This window comes from Nocardioides gansuensis, assembly GCF_003076135.1.
Classification (GTDB): domain Bacteria; phylum Actinomycetota; class Actinomycetes; order Propionibacteriales; family Nocardioidaceae; genus Nocardioides; species Nocardioides gansuensis.
Genome location: NZ_QDGZ01000008.1, coordinates 67,856 through 87,028, shown reverse-complemented (window position 1 = coordinate 87,028; position 19,173 = coordinate 67,856). Strand labels below are relative to the sequence as shown.

17 protein-coding genes are annotated in these 19,173 nt (G+C 72.8%); 6 read left to right on the top strand and 11 right to left on the bottom strand.

The window, feature by feature from the left end:
* Window positions 1-2,271 carry a sensor histidine kinase gene (locus DDE18_RS23080; RefSeq protein ID WP_165821223.1) on the bottom strand — a complete coding sequence of 757 codons (2,271 nt, stop codon included), beginning with the start codon at window positions 2,269-2,271 and terminating at the stop codon, window positions 1-3.
* 120 nt (window positions 2,272-2,391) lie between these two features.
* Here DDE18_RS23080 and DDE18_RS23075 point away from each other — a divergent pair, with 120 nt between their 5' ends.
* Window positions 2,392-3,273: an SGNH/GDSL hydrolase family protein gene (locus tag DDE18_RS23075; RefSeq protein ID WP_165821222.1), complete on the top strand. Its 882-nt coding sequence runs from the start codon at window positions 2,392-2,394 to the stop codon at window positions 3,271-3,273.
* 22 nt (window positions 3,274-3,295) lie between these two features.
* Here the strand turns inward: DDE18_RS23075 and DDE18_RS18025 are convergent, their stop codons facing one another.
* The 3 genes from DDE18_RS18025 to ligA form a co-directional block, all read right to left on the bottom strand.
* A complete protein-coding gene (locus DDE18_RS18025) occupies window positions 3,296-4,534 on the bottom strand; it encodes a calcium-binding protein (RefSeq protein ID WP_116573670.1) in 1,239 nt (412 codons plus the stop codon).
* 79 nt (window positions 4,535-4,613) lie between these two features.
* On the bottom strand, window positions 4,614-5,045 hold the full coding sequence (locus DDE18_RS18020; RefSeq protein ID WP_116573669.1) for a CBS domain-containing protein: 432 nt from the start codon (window positions 5,043-5,045) through the stop codon (window positions 4,614-4,616).
* A gap of 81 nt (window positions 5,046-5,126) precedes the next feature.
* The gene (ligA, locus tag DDE18_RS18015; RefSeq protein WP_116573668.1) at window positions 5,127-7,241 is read right to left on the bottom strand and encodes an NAD-dependent DNA ligase LigA; all 2,115 of its coding nucleotides are present in this window, start codon (window positions 7,239-7,241) and stop codon (window positions 5,127-5,129) included.
* A gap of 146 nt (window positions 7,242-7,387) precedes the next feature.
* Between ligA and DDE18_RS18010 the strand changes: the two genes are divergently transcribed.
* Together DDE18_RS18010 and DDE18_RS18005 are read left to right on the top strand one after the other, a co-directional pair.
* The gene (locus DDE18_RS18010) at window positions 7,388-7,996 is read left to right on the top strand and encodes a TetR/AcrR family transcriptional regulator (RefSeq protein WP_116573667.1); all 609 of its coding nucleotides are present in this window, start codon (window positions 7,388-7,390) and stop codon (window positions 7,994-7,996) included.
* Between the two features lie 34 nt (window positions 7,997-8,030).
* Window positions 8,031-9,677 carry an MFS transporter gene (locus tag DDE18_RS18005; protein ID WP_116573666.1) on the top strand — a complete coding sequence of 549 codons (1,647 nt, stop codon included), beginning with the start codon at window positions 8,031-8,033 and terminating at the stop codon, window positions 9,675-9,677.
* A 57-nt stretch (window positions 9,678-9,734) separates the two neighbouring features.
* On the opposite strand, the gene DDE18_RS18000 is transcribed toward DDE18_RS18005, so the two are convergent.
* From DDE18_RS18000 to rplU, 7 genes are all read right to left on the bottom strand, one after another.
* The gene (locus DDE18_RS18000; RefSeq protein ID WP_116573665.1) at window positions 9,735-10,721 is read right to left on the bottom strand and encodes a uroporphyrinogen decarboxylase/cobalamine-independent methonine synthase family protein; all 987 of its coding nucleotides are present in this window, start codon (window positions 10,719-10,721) and stop codon (window positions 9,735-9,737) included.
* Window positions 10,718-11,818, bottom strand: a complete 1,101-nt coding sequence (gene mnmA / locus DDE18_RS17995) for a tRNA 2-thiouridine(34) synthase MnmA (RefSeq protein WP_116573664.1) — start codon at window positions 11,816-11,818, stop codon at window positions 10,718-10,720. Before mnmA ends, DDE18_RS18000 begins: the two co-directional genes overlap by 4 nt.
* Window positions 11,818-12,987 carry a cysteine desulfurase family protein gene (locus DDE18_RS17990; RefSeq protein ID WP_116573663.1) on the bottom strand — a complete coding sequence of 390 codons (1,170 nt, stop codon included), beginning with the start codon at window positions 12,985-12,987 and terminating at the stop codon, window positions 11,818-11,820. The genes mnmA and DDE18_RS17990 overlap by 1 nt, the downstream gene beginning before the upstream one ends.
* Window positions 12,988-13,036: 49 nt before the next feature.
* Window positions 13,037-14,161, bottom strand: coding sequence for a glutamate 5-kinase (gene proB, locus DDE18_RS17985; RefSeq protein WP_170313296.1), 1,125 nt, complete (start codon window positions 14,159-14,161; stop codon window positions 13,037-13,039).
* Window positions 14,158-15,711 carry a GTPase ObgE gene (gene obgE, locus DDE18_RS17980; RefSeq protein ID WP_116573661.1) on the bottom strand — a complete coding sequence of 518 codons (1,554 nt, stop codon included), beginning with the start codon at window positions 15,709-15,711 and terminating at the stop codon, window positions 14,158-14,160. The genes proB and obgE overlap by 4 nt, the downstream gene beginning before the upstream one ends.
* Before the next feature lie 107 nt (window positions 15,712-15,818).
* Window positions 15,819-16,073 carry a 50S ribosomal protein L27 gene (rpmA, locus tag DDE18_RS17975; protein ID WP_116573660.1) on the bottom strand — a complete coding sequence of 85 codons (255 nt, stop codon included), beginning with the start codon at window positions 16,071-16,073 and terminating at the stop codon, window positions 15,819-15,821.
* Between the two features lie 33 nt (window positions 16,074-16,106).
* The gene (rplU, locus tag DDE18_RS17970) at window positions 16,107-16,412 is read right to left on the bottom strand and encodes a 50S ribosomal protein L21 (RefSeq protein ID WP_116573659.1); all 306 of its coding nucleotides are present in this window, start codon (window positions 16,410-16,412) and stop codon (window positions 16,107-16,109) included.
* A gap of 292 nt (window positions 16,413-16,704) precedes the next feature.
* Between rplU and DDE18_RS17965 the strand changes: the two genes are divergently transcribed.
* The 3 genes from DDE18_RS17965 (at window position 16,705) to DDE18_RS17955 (ending at window position 19,147) form a co-directional block, all read left to right on the top strand.
* A complete protein-coding gene (locus DDE18_RS17965; RefSeq protein WP_116573658.1) occupies window positions 16,705-18,105 on the top strand; it encodes a tannase/feruloyl esterase family alpha/beta hydrolase in 1,401 nt (466 codons plus the stop codon).
* An 85-nt stretch (window positions 18,106-18,190) separates the two neighbouring features.
* Window positions 18,191-18,811: a hypothetical protein gene (locus tag DDE18_RS17960; RefSeq protein WP_116573657.1), complete on the top strand. Its 621-nt coding sequence runs from the start codon at window positions 18,191-18,193 to the stop codon at window positions 18,809-18,811.
* A gap of 57 nt (window positions 18,812-18,868) precedes the next feature.
* A complete protein-coding gene (locus DDE18_RS17955; RefSeq protein WP_116573656.1) occupies window positions 18,869-19,147 on the top strand; it encodes an HAD family hydrolase in 279 nt (92 codons plus the stop codon).
* The last annotated feature ends 26 nt before the right edge of the window (window positions 19,148-19,173 follow it).

The window sequence follows — 19,173 nt, the reverse complement described above, 5'->3', positions numbered from 1 at the left end:
TCATCCCTCGCTCTCGTCCTGGCCGAGCGGGATCACGACGTCGACCACCGTGCCCGGGTCCTTGTCGGACGTCAGCGTGCAGGTCCCCCCGAGCTCCGCGGCACGCTCCCTCATGGAGAACAGGCCTACACCAGCGCCACGATCCGCGGCCAGTCCCCGTCCGTCGTCGCGGATCGTCAGGTGGAGCGCCCTGTCATCCCTGCGGAGCGTGACGACACAGGCCGTCGCGCCGCTGTGTCGACGGGCGTTGTTAACGGCCTCCACCGCGATCCGGTAGGCGGCGACCTCCACCGCGGCAGGCAACGGCTCCACGTCGTCGGCGGCCTCGACGGTCCACATCATCCCTCGTGCACCGGATCCCGGGGCGCCGCCCAGGTTGTCGTCGTCGGCGCGCTGCCGCAGGGCGGAGACGAGCCCGAACTGGTCGAGGGCAGGCGGGCGCAAGCCGTCGACCAGTCGGCGTACCTCGGCGATCTCGTCCCTGGCCTGCTCCGCGAGCCTGCCGACCAGCTCCGCCGCCTGCGCGGGATCGTCGGCGATCAGGTCGTGCGCGGCCTCCAGCCGCATGGCCATCGTCGCCAGGGACGGCCCGAGACCATCGTGCAGATCGCGGCGGATCCGGCGCCGCTCCTCCTCGCGGGCCGCGATCAGGTGCTGGCGGGACCGCTGCAGCTCGCGGTTGATCACGACCGCTTGCACCAGCGCGCCGACCTGGCTGCCCACGTCCTCGAGCAGCCGCCGGTCCCCCGAGCCGAACGGGTCGCGCCCCGGATCGACCTCGAGCGACAGCCGCCCCAGCGTGGTCCCGCCGACGGCCAGGTCGACCGTCACGGGGGCTCCGTACTGCTCACCGGTCGCGGTGGCGATGGCGTCCGTCGTCTCCGTGGCGAACACCTCGATCGCGGCGTAGGACAGGTGCAGGCGGCGTGCCAGCAGGGCCAGCGTCTCCTGGAGCGCCTCCTCGGGCGCGGTGAGCGGGTCGAGCCGGCGCAGGTCGGACACCACCCGGCGCGGGAACTCGCGGTCGCCGTAGACGACCCGCCGCACCAGCCGCTGGAGCCACACGGCCACCGGCAGCAACAGGAGCGCCACCAGTCCCCCGGCGAGCATCGACCCGACCGAGAGGTCGGAGGCGACGTCGACAGCCCGCACGACTCCGATGAAGGCCGCACCGACGAGCACGACGACCAGGGCCTGCACCAGGGCCCGCCGGACCGCGGGCTCGACCTCGTCGAGGCGGTAGCGGGCGATGCCCGCGCCCACGGTGCCGAGCACGAACGGGACGACCAGCAGCGACAGCAGCGGCCACGGCAGGAGCGGCTCGCCGTCCAGGGCTTGCGGGACGTAGCCGAGGAGGAGCCACACGCCGAGCCCGCCGGCGATCCCCAGGACCACGAGCCGAGCCGCGAACAGGTCTTCACGCTGCCGGGCACGCACGTAGCGATGGCCCGTCACGAGCAGGACGACGGGCACGGTGGCGAGCAGGGCCGGCCCGGCGACGGTGGAGGTGACCTGGAGTCCCTCGGCACCCGACGGGGGTCCACCCTGGCCTGCCAGCCACCCGGCATACCCGGCCAGAGGCACCAGAGCCGCTGCCGGGGCCGTCCACCACCGTCGCCGGAGCCATTCCGGGGTCCCGATGAGTGTGGCCGCCGCGAGGATCGCTGCGGCCCCGCCGAGGGCGCAGAGCGCCTCGCCACCCCAGTGCGGCCAGGTCCCACGGCCGCCGGCGAGGTCGACGGCCCCGAGTCCCCACGGATGGGCGGTGAGCACGGTGGGCAACAGGGACGTCGTGGCCAGGAAGGCACCGGACGCCGCCGCGCCCGGGCGCCGCCAGAAGACCACCGAGCCGGACAGCAGGAGGAGCAGGGCGAGCGTGACGGCCAGCGGGTTGTCGCGTGCGGCGGACAGGAAGGGATACCGCGTGAGCGTCACCTCGAGCTGCAGGGCCAGGTCGAGATCCTGTGCTGCCCGCTGTACGTCGTAGCGGACCACGTCGCCCACCTCGCGGCCAGCGTCGCGGCCGGACCGCACCCAGTCGCCGATGCTCTGGCCGTCGATCCCGAGCACCAGGTCTCCCTCGCGCAGGGGCGTGTCGCCGTACGCCCTGCCGATCGTGACGGTGTCTCCCCACCTCTCCTGCCCCGGGGACACGGACAGCGACGACAGCGAGGTGCCGTCCGAAGGTCCGGCCAGCAGCGACGTCGCGATCCAGGCGATCGGTACCGCCCAGGCGACGGCGAGCACGAGCAGCCTGCGGGTGTGCGACATCGTCCGTACATCGTGCCCTGTCCGCCGGTGCGCGCGTCGGGAAACGGGCGCGGTCCGGGTCGGAGGCGCGGTCGCCGGCGGGTGCCTAGGGTCGGAGCAGGCCGCCGGGAAGGAGATCGCATGAAGGGCAGCCGCATCATCGCGCTCGCCGCCGGCGTCGTGGGGGTCGTCCTCATTGCGATCCTCGCCACGGCCGCGTGGCTCGGCGACGACGAAGGGACGGCCGACCCCCGTCCCGCACCCGTGCTGCACTACGTCGCCCTGGGCGACTCCTTCACCGCGGCCCCCGGGGTGCCCGCGCCGGTCCCCGCTGGGGGCTGCCACCGCTCGACCGGCAACTATCCGGCCCTGGTCGCGCGCGAGCTGCGGGCGAACTACGTCGATCGCAGCTGCATCGGCGCCAGCACGGCGCACCTCACCGCCAGCCAGGTCGAGGGGATCCCGCCCCAGCTCGACGCGCTGACTCCGGAGACCGACGTGGTCACGCTCGGCATCGGCGGCAACGACGGCAGCCTGTTCGGGACACTGGTGCTCCACTGCCCCGCACTCCGGTCGGCGGACCCCGGCGGCGCACCCTGTCGACAGGCCATGCGCCCGGACGGCCGGGACGTCCTGTTCCAGGCGGCTGCGACGACTCGCGGCCTCGTCGTCGCCGCCATCGAGGAGATCGAGGCCCGTTCACCGGACGCCCAGGTGCTCGTGGTCGGCTACCCGAAGGTCGCCCCCAGCCGGGGCACCTGCCCGGAGCTGCCGCTGGCCGCGGGCGACTACCGCTACGTCGACGCCGTGATCAGGCGGCTCGACCGGGCGCTGAGCCAAGCAGCCGACCGCACCGATGCCGAGTACGTCGACGTGTGGCGCGCCAGCCGCGGCCACGACGTCTGCTCGGCCGACCCGTGGGTCAACGGCGTCACGAACGACCCCGGCCGCGCCACGCCGTACCACCCCTTCGCCGCGGAGCAGCGGGCCGTGGCCGACCTGGTGCTGGCGAAGCTGCGCTGAGCCGGCCGCAGGCGGCGGTGCCTCAGCAGCTGTGCCGCTTCTCGATCTTGAAGCAGCGGTCCTTGCCGTTCTTGCCGAGGCCGATGTCGAAGCCCTTGCCGCCCACGAGGGTGTCCTTCAGGTTGGAGCCGGTCAGCACGTCGGCGCCGGCGCGCCCCTTGATCACCGCGGCCGTGTCGGGGGACGCGGTGACGATGTCGCCCTTGTTGGAGCCCTTGTAGATGGTCTTGGTGCGCGACGGCAGGGAGACCTCGGTGAAGTTCTGGAACTTGCCGGTGAAGGTGACCGCCTGGAGGCGGCTGATCGAGGTGACGCCCTTCTTCTGGTCGATCCGCACGGTGGGCGTGAACGCCGGGTCCGGATAGGGGTTGAGGACCAGCCGGTCGGGCGCACTGCCGCCGATCACCTTGAAGCCGGCCTCCGCGGGCACCGGCAGCGAGACCACGTCGCGGCCCCGGCCACCGGTGATCGCGAGGCGGTTGACCGACGTCGACGCGATGCTGTCGGCGCCGCTGCCTCCGGCGATCGTGTCGTAGCCGGCGGCGGAGCGGATCGAGTCGGCCCCGGCACCGCCGTCGACGAGGTCGGCCCCGGCCGAGCCGTCGCCGTCGGTCTGGATCCGGTCGTCGCCGTCGTGCCCGAAGACCTGGTCGTCGCCGCCCATCCCCCACAGCCGGTCGTCCTTCCACGTGCCGTGGATGACGTCGTTGTAGGGCGTGCCGACGAAGCCGAGCGCGGTGCCGGCGGTGACGACGATCTGGTCGTTGCCGTCTGCCTGCACGGTCGCGAGACCGAGGCGCAGGTCGACGTACGCCGGGGCGGGGGCGTCGACGTAGGAGACCCGGTCGGGCTCGGCGACGATGCCGCCGGTCGTGGGACGGGCGTCGTAGCCCGGGTGGAGGACGTCGTCGCCGGAGCCGGCAAGCAGGATGTCCCCGGTCTTGTGGAAGCGCCCCAGACTGTCGGCGGCGTAGGCGTCGAGGTCGCCCGCCAGCTGGTCGTTGCCGCCCCCGCCGCTGATGCGGTCAGCGCCCTCGCCGCCGCAGATCAGGTCGTCGCCGTCCAGGCCTCGGATGACGTCGTTGCCGGCGCCCGCCGCGATCACGTCCCTGCGTGGCGTGCCGTGGATCTCGTTGGCCTTCGCGTTGCCGACGATCGTGGCCTTCTGGCCGAAGCAGGTGGGCGCGGCCGCGCCGGCCGGGGCCTGGACCAGGACCGGGGCGGTGGCGAGGACGAGGGCGGCTGCGGTGGTGAGGCGCATGAGTTGTCTCCCGGGTGCGTGCGTGGCCTACCGCCCGATCCTGCCCACCGGAGCCGCCCCCAAACCCCGCGACCTCGCTCTAGTTGTTGGGCGGAGCGGAGGAGATGTTGCCGACCAGCATCCCGACCTTGTCGTCGGGGAGGTGCTTGGCCAGGTCGGCCTGGCTGAGCATGCCGACGAGCTGGTGGTCCTCATCGATCACCGGCAGCCGGCGTACGTCGGACTGGCTCATCGCTGCCAGCGCCTCGTCCAGGTCGGCGTCGGCCTGGATGGTCACCGGCTTGCCCTCGGCCAGCTCGCCTGCCGTGGTGCTGGTGGGGTCGCCGTCCTCGGCGATGCACTTCACCACGATGTCGCGGTCGGTGAGGATGCCCTGGAGGCGGTTGTCCTCGCCGCAGATGGGCAGCGCGCCGACGTCGAGGTCGCGCATCTTCCGGGCGGCATCGGCGAGGGTGTCGGTGCTCTGGATGCACTCCGCGCCAGGCGTCATGATCTCGCGTGCGGTGGTCATGCCGGACTCCTTTCCTGGTGGTCTCTTGGTGGTCGAGTCCGGTACCCCCGCGACCGGGGATGACACCTGATCGGGGCGGATTCAGCCGAGCGCGGCCGGCCCGGCCTCCAGCAGCTTCTTGAACCCGTCCTCGTCGAGGACCTGCACCCCCAGCTGCTCGGCCTTGTCGGCCTTCGACCCGGCGTTCTCGCCGACCACGACGTAGTCGGTCTTCTTCGACACCGAGCCGGCGGCCTTGCCGCCGCGCGACAGGATCGCCTCCTTGGCGGAGTCGCGGGAGAAGTCGACGAGCGACCCGGTGACCACGACGGTCAGCCCCTCGAGGGTGCGCGGCACGGACTCGTCGCGTTCGTCGGCCATCCGCACGCCTGCCTCGGTCCACGAGCGGACCACCTCGGCGTGCCAGTCGACGGTGAACCACTCGACGACTGCCTCGGCGATCGTCGGACCGACGCCCTCGGCGGCGGCGAGCTGCTCCTCCGATGCCGCCCGGATCGCCTCCATCGACCCGAACTCCTGCGCCAGCGCGCGAGCGGCGGTGGGACCGACGTGCCGGATCGACAGCGCGACCAGCACCCGCCAGAGGGGCACCTGCTTGGCCTTGTCGAGGTTGGCGAGCAGCCGCTGGCCGTTGGCGTTGAGCACGCGCGGGCCGGCGCCTGCCTCGACCTCGGCCTTCTTCGCCGCCCGGGTGAAGAGGTCGGTGCGCAGCAGGCCGGCCTCGTCGAGGTCGAAGACGTCGCCCTCGTTCTCGATGACACCCGAGGCGAGCAGCGCGTCGGCCGCCTCGTAGCCGAGCCCCTCGATGTCGAAGGCCCCACGCCCCGCGACGTGGAAGACACGCTCGCGCACCTGGGCCGGACAGGCCTCGTGGTTGGGGCACCGCAGGTCCTTGTCGCCCGCCTTCTGCTGGGCCAGGGTCGTGCCGCACGCGGGGCACTCGGTGGGCATCTCCCACTCCGGCAGCCCCTCGGGCCGCAGCGCCAGCACCGGGCCGAGGATCTCGGGGATCACGTCGCCCGCCTTGCGGAGGATCACCGTGTCGCCGGGCCGGACGTCCTTGCGCCGCACCTCGTGGGCGTTGTGGAGGGTCGCCCGCTCGACGGTCGAGCCGGCCACGCGGGTCGGCTCCATCACGCCGTACGGCGTCGCGCGGCCCGTGCGGCCCACGCCCACCTCGATGGCCAGCAGCCGGGCGTTGACCTCCTCGGGCGGGTACTTGAAGGCGATCGCCCACCGGGGCGCCCGGCTCGTCGACCCGAGGCGTCGCTGGAGCGCCACGGAGTCGACCTTCACGACGACCCCGTCGATCTCGTGCTCGACGTCGTGGCGGTGCTCGCCGTAGTGCTCGATGTAGTCGCGCACCAGGTCCAGGCCCTCCACGACGCGGACCCGGTCGGACGTGGGCAGCCCCCACGCCCGCATCGCGGCGTAGGCCGCGCTCTGCGCGACCGGCTCGAAGCCCTCGCGCGCGCCCAGCCCATGGCAGACCATGCCCAGGGCCCGGGTGGCGGTGACGCGCGGGTCCTTCTGGCGCAGCGAGCCCGCGGCCGCGTTGCGTGGGTTTGCGAAGAGCGGCTTGCCGGCATCGGCCATCGACGCGTTGAGGCGCTCGAACGCCACGGCCGGCAGGAAGACCTCACCGCGGACCTCGACCAGCCGCGGCACCGGGAACTCCTCTGTGCCGGTGAGGCGGTGGGGCACGGAGTCGATGGTCTTGACGTTGGGAGTGACGTCCTCACCGGTGCGGCCGTCGCCGCGGGTGAGCGCGCGGACGAGGCGACCCTCCTCGTAGAGGAGGTTGATGGCCAGGCCGTCGACCTTGAGCTCGCACAGCAGGGCGGGGTCGTGGATGCCGTCGCGCTGGAGCCGGGAGTGCCACGCCGTCAGCTCGTCGAACGAGAACGCGTTGTCCAGGCTCTCCATCCGCTGCAGGTGGTCGACCGCCGTGAAGTCGGTGGACACGGCTCCGCCGACGGTCTGGGTCGGCGAGTCCGGCGTGCGCAGCTCGGGATGGGCCTCCTCGAGGGCCTCGAGCTCCCGCATGGCGGTGTCGAAGTCGGCGTCCGAGAGCGTCGGGTCGTCCAGCACGTAGTAGCGCCAGCGCGCGTCCTCGACGAGCTGGGTGAGCTCCTGGTGGCGGTCTCGGGCATCGGCGGGGGCAGGCGCGACAGCAGGCGGCTCGGACGTGCTCATGGGCCTAGTCTGCCCGGCCGCGCCGACACTCCGGCGGCGCCTCGGGAACAGAAGGATGGAACGGAGTTGTTCCATCCGGCACCACGGCGTACCGTCGTACTTGAAACGAAACTGTCTCGTTCCATCCCATGTCTGGAGGACCGCCCATGCCGGAGCACGCCCACGAGACCACGGGCAGCCGTCCGCGCATCGAGGGAGAACGGGAGGCGGAGGTCCTCGACGCCACCCTCGCGGTGCTCGCGGAGGTCGGCTACGACCGGCTGACGATGGACGCCGTCGCCTCGGCCGCCCGGGCGGGCAAGGCGACCCTCTACCGCCGGTGGTCCTCCAAGCAGGCCCTGGTGATGGACGCGATCTGCTCGCAGAAGAGCGAGCACTCCCTGCCGGACACCGGCAACGTGCGCGACGACCTGATCGCGCTCCACTGCGGGCTGGGCGGCTTCGGCAACGCCCAGGGACTGTCGGTGCTGGGTGCTGTGCTGACTGCCATGGCCACCGACCAGGAGTTCGCGGCCGCCTGGCGGCGCGACTACGTCGGTCCCAAGCTGGCCGCCTCGCGCACGGTCCTCGAGCGCGCCCGGGACCGTGGCGAGATCTCCGCGGACGCCGACCTCGACCTGCTCTCGCCCGCCCTCGCGGGCATCGTGCTCCACCGCGTCTTCATCCTCGGCGACAAGGCCACCCCCGAGCTCGTCGTCCGCGTGATCGACCAGATCATCCTGCCGGCGCTCACGCACGGATCCACCCGCTCCTGACCCCACCCACCTGATCGAGAAGGAGGGCCCACCCATGGCCCAGACCGTCGACGTCCCCGTCGAGGTCACGCCCGAGGAGCACCGGCGCCTGCGCTGGGCACTCGTGCTGATCTCCCTGGCCCAGCTCATGGTGGTGCTCGACAGCACCATCGCCAACATCGCCCTGCCCTTCATCGGCGCGGAGCTCGACATCGAGCAGGCCAACCTCTCCTGGATCGTGACCGGCTACGCCCTCACCTTCGGTGGCCTGCTGCTCCTCGGCGGCCGCCTGGCCGACCTCTACGGCCGCCGGCTCATCTTCATGACCGGAGTCGTGATCTTCGCGGTCGCCTCCCTGGTGGGTGGCATCGCGCAGAACGAGGCCATGCTGCTCGGGTCCCGGGGCTTCCAGGGCCTGGGCGCGGCCCTCGCCTCCCCCGCCGCGCTGGCCCTGATCACCACGACGTTCCCCGCAGGCAGGGAACGCAACCGCGCCTTCGCGGTGTACGCCGCGATGGCCGGCATCGGCGCGGCCGTGGGCCTCATCCTCGGCGGCTGGCTCACCGGCCTCGACGAGCCGCTCGGCATCAGCGGCTGGCGCTACACCTTCCTGATCGTCGTGCCGATCGGCCTCGCCGCTGCGTTCTTCGCGCCGAAGTTCTTCACCGAGTCCCAGCGCCACTCGGGAGAGCTGGACGTCCCCGGCGCGATCACCGGCACCTTCGGCCTGCTCGGCATCGTCTACGGCCTCTCCCGCGCGGGCGACGAGCGCTACGGCTGGGGCGACCAGTGGACGATCACCAGCCTGGTCGTGGGCGCGGCGCTGCTCGGCATCTTCATGCTCATCGAGTCGCGGGTCGAGCACCCGCTGCTGCCGTTCCGCGTGTTCGCCAACCGCAACCGGGCCGTCGCCTTCGCCGTGATGATGATCGTGCCGGCGGCGATGTTCGCGATGTTCTTCTTCCTCAGCCTGCTCATCCAGCTGGTGGTGGGCTACTCGCCGCTCCAGACCGGTTTCGCCTTCCTGCCGTTCTCGATCGCGATGATCATCTCGGCGACCACGGCCTCCAAGCTGATCAGCAAGGTCGACCCGCGGTACCTGTCCGGCGTCGGCACCCTGCTCTCCGCGGTCGCCCTCTACGGCTTCCACCGGATCACCGTCCCGGAGGACCCCGCCTCGATCCTCGCGACGATCCCCCAGTCGCTGGGCGGGCAGGGCATCGCGCTCGGCTCGGACGTCAACTACTGGACCCAGGTGCTGCCGTTCATCGTGCTGATGGCGTTCGGCATGGGCCTCAATTTCGTGCCGCTGACCCTGGTGGCCGTGCACCACCTCCGCGCGGGGGACACGGGCATCGGCTCGGGCGTCCTCAACACCATGCAGCAGGTGGGCGGCGCGCTCGGGCTGGCCACCCTGAGCACCGTGTCGCTCCACTTCGCCTCGGGCCGGGCCGACGAGATCGCCCCCGGCCTCGCGGCGGCTGCGCAGCAGGCGGGGCTCGACCGGGGAATGCCGTCGGCCGACTTCACCGCGCTCGTCGACCGGCTCGCCAGCCTCGGCGCCTTCACCGAGGGAGCGACGATGGCGTTCCTCGTCGGCTCGCTGATGATGGTGGCGTCCTCCGCCATCGTCTGGCTCGGCCTCGGCGTCAGGCACGAGGAGCTGGCCACCGAGGCGCCCGAGGGCGTCCACGTCGGCTGACGACTCCGTCCCGGCGCTCCTCGCTCCGCGACCAGGACGCTCCTGGCACCCCGAGGGTCACCCCAGCCGGAGCGCCGCCTCACGGGAGAGCTCCAGGGCCCGCCGAGCCCAGACGGCGGACGCGCCGGCGAGCCCGCAGGTGGGCGTGACGACGAGCCGCTCCCCCACCTCGGCGGGGTCGAGCCCGAGCATGTCGAGCCAGCGCAGGACGCGCTCCACCAGCACCGCGTCGGTGAGGTCCGCCTCGCTGGTCGGCACGAGCCCGAGCGCGATCGTGCCGCCATCCTCCACGGCTGCGGCGAAGGCGTCGAGGTCCCCCGCGTCGAGCACCGCCAGGTCGGCGCTCAGCCCGACCGCGCCGGCGCCGCGCACCAGCGACCAGCGGCTGCGCGGCGCGCACGAGTGCACCCATGGCTCGGCGCCCGACTCGGTGATCGCGGCGAGCACCCACTCCAGCGCCGCGGAGGCCTCGGGCAGGTCGACCGTGCGGTGCCGGCCGAAGCCGGACGCCGTCGGCACCTTGCCGTCGAGCACGGCCGCGAGCGCCGGCTCGTCGACCTGCACCACCAGCCGGTCGACGCCGGGCAGCCGGCGACGCAGGTCGGCGACATGGCCGCGCACGCCCTCGGCGAGCGCCTGAGCGAGCTCGCGCCGTGCACCGTGGTCGGACAGCACCTTGTCGCCGCGGGGCTTCTCCACGGTCGCCGCGAGGGTCCACGGGCCGGCGACCTGGGTCTTGAACGCGCCCCGGTGTTCCTGCGCCTGCTCCTCGACCTGGTCGAGGTCCTGGGCGAGGAGGGAGCGGGCCCGGCGGTGGTCGATGCCGCTCGTGTCGGTGAGCCGCCAGCCGGCCGGCTGCAGGTCCGCCGTGACGCCGTCGACGACGGCCAGGGCCCGGCCGGTCATCGTGGCGATCGCGCCGCGGCCGGGCAGCTCCGGCACGTGAGGGAGGTCCGGCAGCTCGCCGAGGACGACGCGCACCGCCTCGGCGTACGCCCGGTCGTCGTCGCCCGGGAACGAGCCGATGCCCGTCGAGAGGCTCATGCGCGGCCCGTCGCGCTGATGGTGGCCGAGCCGACGACCCGGGTGCCGTCGTAGATCACGGCGGCCTGGCCGGGCGCGATGCCCTCGGCCGGCTCGAGCAGCTCGATCTCGACGCGCTCGCCCTCGACCCGCACGGCGGCGGGATGCTCGCGGCCGTGCGCGCGCAGCTGCACCGTGACGCCGGGCCCGGCCAGCCGGGTCGGCACGGTGCCGCACCAGCGCGGCCTGATGCCGGTCACCCGGTCGACCCGCAGTCCCTCGCGAGGCCCGACGGTGACCGTGCCGGTCACCGGCTCGATGTCGAGGACGTAGCGCGGCTTCCCGTCGGGAGCCGGCACCCCGAGCCGGAGCCCGCGGCGCTGGCCGATGGTGAAGCCGAACGTGCCCTCGTGGCTGCCGACCACCTCGCCGGTCGCGTCGTCGACGATCGCCCCGCCGTGGTTGGGCGCGCGGTCGCCGAGCTTCTCCCGCAGCCAGCCCGCGTTGTCGCCGTCGGCGACGAAGCAGATGTCGTGGGAGTCCGGCTTGTCGGCGACCAGCAGGCCGCGCTGCGCGGCCTCGCGGCGTACGACGTCCTTGGTGGTGTCGCCGAGCGGGAACATCGAGTGGGCGAGCTGCTCCTGGGTGAGGACGCCGAGCACGTAGGACTGGTCCTTGCCGTGGTCGGCGGCGCGGTGCAGCTCGATCAGCCCGTCTGCGCCGGTGTGCAGCTGGGCGTAGTGGCCGGTGGCGACCGCGTCGAAGCCCAGCGCGAGCGCCCGGTCGAGGACGGCGGCGAACTTGATCTTCTCGTTGCAGCGCAGGCAGGGGTTGGGGGTGCGGCCGGCGGCGTACTCGTCCATGAAGTCCTCCACGACGTCCTCGTGGAAGCGGTCGGAGAGGTCCCAGACGTAGAACGGGATGCCGATCACGTCGGCGGCCCGGCGGGCGTCGTTGGCGTCCTCGATCGTGCAGCAGCCGCGGGCACCGGTGCGGTAGGACTGCGGGTTGCGCGAGAGCGCGAGGTGGATGCCGGTCACGTCGTGCCGGGCCTCGGCAGCGCGAGCGGCCGCGACGGCGGAGTCGACCCCGCCGGACATGGCCGCGAGGACTCGCATCAGCGGGCCCTGGCGGCGCGCGCCCGCTCCACCACCGGGCCGATCGCCTCCACGACCGCGTCGACGTCGGCCCGGGTGGAGGTGTGCCCGAGCGAGAACCGCAGCGAGTGGCGGGCCTGGTCGGCGTCGCAGCCCATGGCGAGCAGCACGTGGGACGGCTGCGGCACCCCGGCGGAGCAGGCGGAGCCGGTGGAGCACTCGATGCCGCGGGCGTCGAGGAGCATGAGCAGCGAGTCGCCCTCGCAGCCCGGGAAGCCGATGTGGGCGTTGCCGGGCAGCCGGCCGGGCCCGGCCGGCGCTCCATGCAGGTGGGCGTCGGGGACCGCCTCGGTGACACGTCGGACCAGGTCGTCGCGCAGCGCCGCGACGCGCTCGGCGTGCTCGGGCTGCCGCTTCACGGCCTCCTCGACCGCCGCCGCGAGGCCGGCGATGGCGGGCACGTCGAGCGTGCCACTGCGGATGCCGCGCTCCTGTCCGCCGCCGTGCAGCAGCGCGGCGACCTCGAGGTCGCGGCGTACGACGAGGGCGCCGACGCCGTAGGGGCCGCCGAGCTTGTGTCCGGTGAACGTGAGGGCGTCGACGCCGGCCGCCGCGAAGTCCACGGGTGAGGCCCCGACGGCCTGGACCGCGTCGGTGTGCACCGGGATGCCGTGCTCGGCCGCCAGAGCCACGACGTCCTGCAGCGGCTGGAGCGAGCCGACCTCGTTGTTGGCCCACATCACGCTGATCAGCGCCACGGACGTGGGGTCGCGCTCGACGGCCGCCCGCAGCGCCTCGACGTCGAGCACGCAGCGGTCGTCGACCGGCAGCAGCTCGACCTCGGCGCCGTGGTCGGCGAGCCACTGCAGGGGGTCGAGCACGGCGTGGTGCTCGACCTCGGTCGACAGGATGCGGGTGCGGCGCGGGTCCTCCGCGTGGCGCGACCAGAAGATGCCCTTGAGCGCGAGGTTGTCGGACTCCGTGCCACCGGAGGTGAACACGACGTCGCCCGGCCGGCAGCCCAGCGCCCGCGCGATGGTCTCGCGCGACTCCTCCACGACCCTGCGCGCCAGGCGGCCCGAGGCGTGCAGCGAGCTGGCGTTGCCGACGATCGCGAGGTGGGCGCTCATGGCCTCGATCGCGACGCGCAGCATCGGCGTCGTCGCAGCGTGGTCGAGGTAGGCGGTCATGACCGGTCAAGACTACGCGGGCCGGCCGCGGGGTCCGCCATCGTCTCGGTCACAGCAGCACGAGGTCGTCGCGGTGCACCACCTCGCGCTCGTAGCCGACTCCCAGCTCGGCCTTGAGGTCGCGGGTGGAGCGGCCGAGCAGCGACGGCAGCTCCTCGGCGTCGAAGTTGACCAGGCCGCGCGCGACCGGGACGCCGGCCGGGTCGACGAGGTCGACGGGGTCGCCTCCCACGAACGAGCCGGTGACTCCTGTCACCCCGGCCGGGAGGAGGGAGGCACGACGCTCGACGACCGCGCGGACGGCGCCGGCGTCGAGGTGCAGCGCCCCCTTCGGCTCGGTGGCGTGCGCCAGCCACAGCAGGCGGGTGGGCCGGCGCTTGCCGGTCGGGTGGAACAGCGTGCCGACGTCTCCCCCGGCCAGCGCCGCCGCTGCCCGGTCGGCGGCGGTGAGGACGACGGGGATGCCGGCGCCCGTGGCGATCCGGGCCGCCTCCAGCTTGGTGGTCATGCCGCCCGTGCCCACGCCGGCCGCTCCTGCGGCGCCGACGACCACGTGCGCGAGGTCGGCGCCCGAGCGCACCTCGGGCAGCAGTCGGCTGCCCGGCCGCGTCGGCGGACCGTCGTACAGGCCGTCGACGTCGGAGAGCAGCACCAGCAGGTCGGCGTGCACCAGGTGGGCGACGAGCGCGGCCAGCCGGTCGTTGTCGCCGAAGCGGATCTCGGAGGTCGCGACGGTGTCGTTCTCGTTGACGATCGGGATGACGCCGAGCTCGAGCAGCTTGGCGAAGGTCGCGTAGGCGTTGCGGTAGTGGGAGCGCCGGGTGACGTCGTCGACGGTCAGGAGGACCTGCCCGGTCACCAGGCCGTGCCGGGCGAACTCCTCCTGGTAGCGGTGGGCCAGCAGGCCCTGGCCGACGCTGGCCGCCGCCTGCTGCGCCGCGAGCGCCTTCGGGCGCCGGCGCATGCCCAGCGGCGCGAGCCCGGCCGCGATGGCACCCGAGGAGACCAGGACGACCTCCGCGCCCCTGCCCGCGGTCGCCGCGAGCACCTCGACGAGCTGGCGCACGCGAGCCGGGTCGATGCCGCCCTCGGCCGTCGTCAGCGACGACGAGCCGACCTTCACCACGATGCGCCGGGCGTGCTCCAGCAGGTCCGCCCGCGGGCGAGCGCTCACTCCTGGCCGTCCCAGTCGGGGTCGTCGGAGGAGCCGATCTCGTAGGCCATCGGCCCGACACCGGAGCTGCCGGTGCGGCGCCCGCCCGTCTTGTCGCGGTCGAGCCGCCGGGCCACGTCGGCGCGGGTCTCACCCTCGGCGCGGTCGTCCATCGCCTCGTCGATCTCACGGCGCCGGCGGGCGGCCGGTCGCGACTCGTCGAAGCGCTGGTCCTCGCCACGGCGGCCGAGCATCTCGGCGCCGGCCTCGATGCCGGGCTTGAAGTCGAAGACGACCGCGTTGGTGTCGGGCCCGATGAGGACCGTGTCGCCCTCCTGGGCGCCGAGCTTGACCAGCCGGTCCTCGACGCCGAGGCGGTTGAGCCGGTCGGCGAGGAAGCCGACGGCCTCGTCGTTGCTGAAGTCGGTCTGGCGCACCCAGCGCTCGGGCTTCTCGCCGCGCACGCGCCACCCCTCGGGGCTCTCCTCCACCGAGAAGTCGCCTCCGCCGTCGAGGGCCCGCGGCCGGAGCACGATGCGGGTGGCCTCGACGACCGGCCGGTCGGCGCGCGAGCGCTGGACGATCTCGGCCATCGCGAAGGTGAGCTCGCGCAGCCCGGCGCCGCTGGCAGCCGAGACGGGGAAGACCCGCAGGCCGCGGGCGCGGAGGTCGTCGACGACCATGTCGGCGATCTCGCTGCCGTCCGGGACGTCGATCTTGTTGAGCGCGACCAGGCGCGGGCGGTCCTCGAGCCCGCCGTAGCGGCGCAGCTCGTCCTCGATGACCTCCAGGTCGTCGATCGGGTTGCGGCCCGGCTCGATGGTGGCGGTGTCGATCACGTGCACCAGCGCCGCGCAGCGCTCGATGTGGCGCAGGAAGTCGTGGCCCAGGCCGCGGCCCTCGGCCGCGCCCTCGATCAGCCCGGGCACGTCGGCCACGGTGAAGGTGGTGTCGCCCGCGCGGACGACGCCCAGGTTGGGCACCAGCGTGGTGAACGGGTAGTCGGCGATCTTGGGCCGGGCCCGGCTGACCGCCGCGATCAGCGACGACTTGCCGGCACTGGGGAAGCCGACCAGCCCGATGTCGGCGACGACCTTGAGCTCGAGGCGGATGTCCAGCTCGTCGCCGGGCTCGCCCAGGAGGGCGAAGCCCGGTGCCTTGCGCTTGGAGCTCGCCAGAGCGGCGTTGCCGAGGCCGCCGCGGCCGCCCGTCGCGACGACGAGCTCGGTGCCGGCGCCGACCATGTCGGCCAGCACGTTGCCGGCCATGTCCTTGACCAGCGTGCCGTCCGGGACCGGCAGCACCAGGTCGGCGCCGTGGCCGCCGTTGCGGTGGGCGCCGGCGCCGTGGCCTCCGTGCTCGGCTCGCCGCTTCGGGCTGTGGTGGTAGTCGATCAGGGTGGTGACGTCGGGGTCGACGCGCAGGATCACGGAGCCGCCGGGGCCCCCGTTGCCGCCGTCCGGCCCGCCGAGGGGCTTGAACTTCTCCCGGTGCACCGACGCCACGCCGTTGCCGCCGCGCCCCGCGGTGACGTGCAGCGTCACCTGGTCGACGAACGTGGGGACAGCCATCGGGGGTTCCTCTCGAAAGGCGGCGGCACGATGCCGCCGGAGAAATGCAAGGAGGGCGTCCCCGAGTCTAGGGACGCCCTCCGAGTGCCGGTGTCAGTGACGAGGCGTCACTCGCCCGGGACGATGTTGACGACCTTGCGGCCGCGCTTGGTGCCGAACTCGACCGCGCCCGCGATCAGCGCGAACAGGGTGTCGTCGCCGCCACGGCCCACGCCCGCACCGGGGTGGAAGTGCGTGCCGCGCTGGCGGACGATGATCTCGCCGGCGTTGACGACCTGGCCGCCGAAGCGCTTCACGCCGAGGCGCTGCGCGTTGGAGTCACGACCGTTCTTGGTGCTCGCGGCACCCTTCTTGTGAGCCATGGATTCAGTCCTTCGGGATTTCCGAGCGCGCGCTCAGAGGGAGATGTCAGTGACCTTGACCTGGGTGTACTTCTGGCGGTGACCCTGGCGCTTCTTGTAACCGGTCTTGTTCTTGTACTTCTGGATGACGATCTTCGGGCCCTTGGTGGAGCCGACGACCTCGGCCTTGACGGCAGCCTTGTCCAGCCCGGTCGCGGTCACGGTCTCGCCATCGACGACCATCACGACGGGAAGGGTGACGGAGTCGCCCTCGGTCGCGTCGGCAACGCGGTCGATCTCGATGACGTCGCCCACGGCAACCTTCTGCTGCTTGCTGCCACTGCGCACGATCGCGTACACGGCGACTCCTCCTCGTCGGAACTGCTGAACTTCTGTCTGTGAAAACTGTCGGGCCTGCCGCTGGGCGCGGGCACACGCGCATCCCGTTGCCGGGATGGGGTGCGCCGTCACGCCGGCGCGCGGGAACGGCGCGCTCGAACACGCCGAAGGGCAAGACTACGGGATGCGGTGAGGTGCCTGCAAAACGACGGGTCCTCCACATCCGTGGTGGCGCCGGGCCACAGCCATCCCTGCTCCGAAGTGTAGGGCCGGCCCATTGTCCGCCCATCCCGCTGCCGCCGACGGTGGGGACATGACCGTCATCACATCCGTACGGCGCCAGCTCGGCGCCGCCGTCGCCGGAGCCGTCGGCCTCGGGCTCGCCGCGATCGCCGTACCCCAGCACGTCGCCGCCGCTCCCCCCACGCCTGCGGAGCCCGGCTGCGCCCGGATGTCCGAGCTGCTCGTGCCGCAGGCCGAGATGCAGAAGACAGCGTGCCTGGCGGACCTGACGACCGCAGGCACGGTGGCGAGCGGGCACACCAACCCCAACGACTGGGCGGGCCTCCACGCCAGCGGCACCCGCAACCCCTCCGGCGTGCCGGGCATCCAGGTCGACGGCTACTTCCCCGACACCTCGACCAGCAACACCAACAACGGGTGGCGGCACGACTCCCAGTTCGTCATCCGGCTGCCCGACGCGTGGAACGGCAAGGTGGTGATCACCGGCGCTCCCGGCGTCCGTGCGCAGTACGCCAACGACTTCATCCTCGGCGACTGGGTGCTGGCGCAGGGCTACGCGTTCGCGAGCACCGACAAGGGCAACACGGGAGCCCGGTTCTACGCGGACGGCTCCACCCCCGGCGGCTCGGTGCGCGAATGGCACGACCGGGTGACGGAGCTGACGAAGGCCACCAAGGTCGTGGTCGAGCAGCGGTACGGCCGCGCTCCGCGGCACACCTACCTGGTCGGGATCTCCAACGGCGGCTACCTGACGCGCTGGCAGCTGGAGAACCGGCCCTGGCTCTACGACGGCGGCGTCGACTGGGAGGGCACGCTCTTCCGCGCCGAGGGCCCGACCATGTTCCACTACCTGCCCACTGCCCTCAGGCACTACCCGGCGTACGCCGCGACGGGCTCGGAGGAGGCGCGACAGGCCATGCTCGAGGCCGGCTTCGAGGAGGGCAGCGAGTTCCTCTGGCCGTTCCACTACTCCTACTACTGGGACCTCACCCAGCGGATCTACCGGGAGGAGTTCGACCCCGACTACGACGGCTCCCTGGACGCCGGCGTGCCGTTCTGCCAGAGCGGCGTGGCGGGCTGCGACGCGGACTACGACTACGCGTCCCGGCCGGCCTCGGTGAAGGAGGCGGTGCGCATCGTGGAGCTCACCGGCAACATCCAGCGCCCGCTGATCACACTGCACGGCGACCTGGACGCGCTCCTCCCGATGCGCACCGACAGCAACATCTACGACGAGCTGGTCGAGGACAGCCACCAGGCCCGCCTGCACCGCTACTACCGGTTCGGCGGCGGCACGCACACCGACGGCCTCTACTCGACGTATCCCGACCGGCTCCGGCCGCTGCTGCCGTGCGCCCGGTCGGCGTTCCAGGCGCTCGACCAGTGGGTGAGGGACCACGTGAAGCCGCCGAAGGACGGCTTCTACCCCAAGCCCACGACCGGCGACGTGGTCAACACCTGCGTCCTCTGACCCCCGCGTCCGTGACCCTGGCACGGATCGGCGGGATACTCGCTCCCACGGCCGCACGGCTATTCGACCATCCCAGGGGGATCAGATGACCACACCGCCCACCAACGAGGGGCCCGGGCAGGACCCCTACGGGCAGCCGAACTACGGGCAGCCGAACCACGGGCAGCCGAACCACGGGCAGCCGAACTACGGCCAGCCGAACTACGGCCAGCCGCAGCCCGGTCAGTCTCCCTACGGACAGCCGGCCTACGGCCAGCCGCCTGCGGTCCGTGGCGAGCCGCCCCGGTCGATCCAGCTGGCCGTCACCCTGATCTGGGTGACCATCGGCCTCGGGCTGCTCAGCTCCCTGCTCAGCTTCCTCTACCTCGACGAGATCATCAGCATGACGCTCGACGACGCCGGCGCGAGCGGGCTCGACGAGGACACGGTGCGCTCCGGCGTGATGGTCGGCGCCGTCATCGGCCTCACCATCGGCGTGCTGCTCTACGGCGGCCTCGCCCTCTTCATCAAGCGGGGCGCGGGCTGGGCCCGGATCGTCTACACCGTGCTCGCCACGATCAGCATCCTCGGCGCCGTGATGAGCCTCGGTGACCCGCAGCCGATCCTGCTCAGGCTGGTCGGCCTCATCGGGCTGGGCGTCACGGCGTTCGTGCTCTGGCTGCTGTGGCAGAAGGAGTCCACCGACTGGTTCCGCCGCCCTGCCTGATGCCTGTCCGCGCGGTGGTGCGGGCTGGGACTCACCGACGCGCAGGCGCACGAGCTGATGGAGGACATGTGGCCGCGGTACGCCGGTGAGCTCGACGTGCCACTCCGCGACTGGTTCGCCGGGCTGCACGAGCGCGGCCTCCTGCTTGGGATCCTCTCCAACTCCGGCCCCGGCGCCCGCGAGCGCGAGCGGTGCTGGGGATTCGAGGACCTCGTCGACGTCCTCATCTACTCCCACGAGGTCGGGGTGATGAAGCCCGACCCCGAGGCCTTCCACCACACCGACACCGCCACGTCGATCGCGGCCGTCGAGAGCCTCCTCGCCGACCAGGCGTGAAGCTTCACGCGTGAGGCGTCGACCTT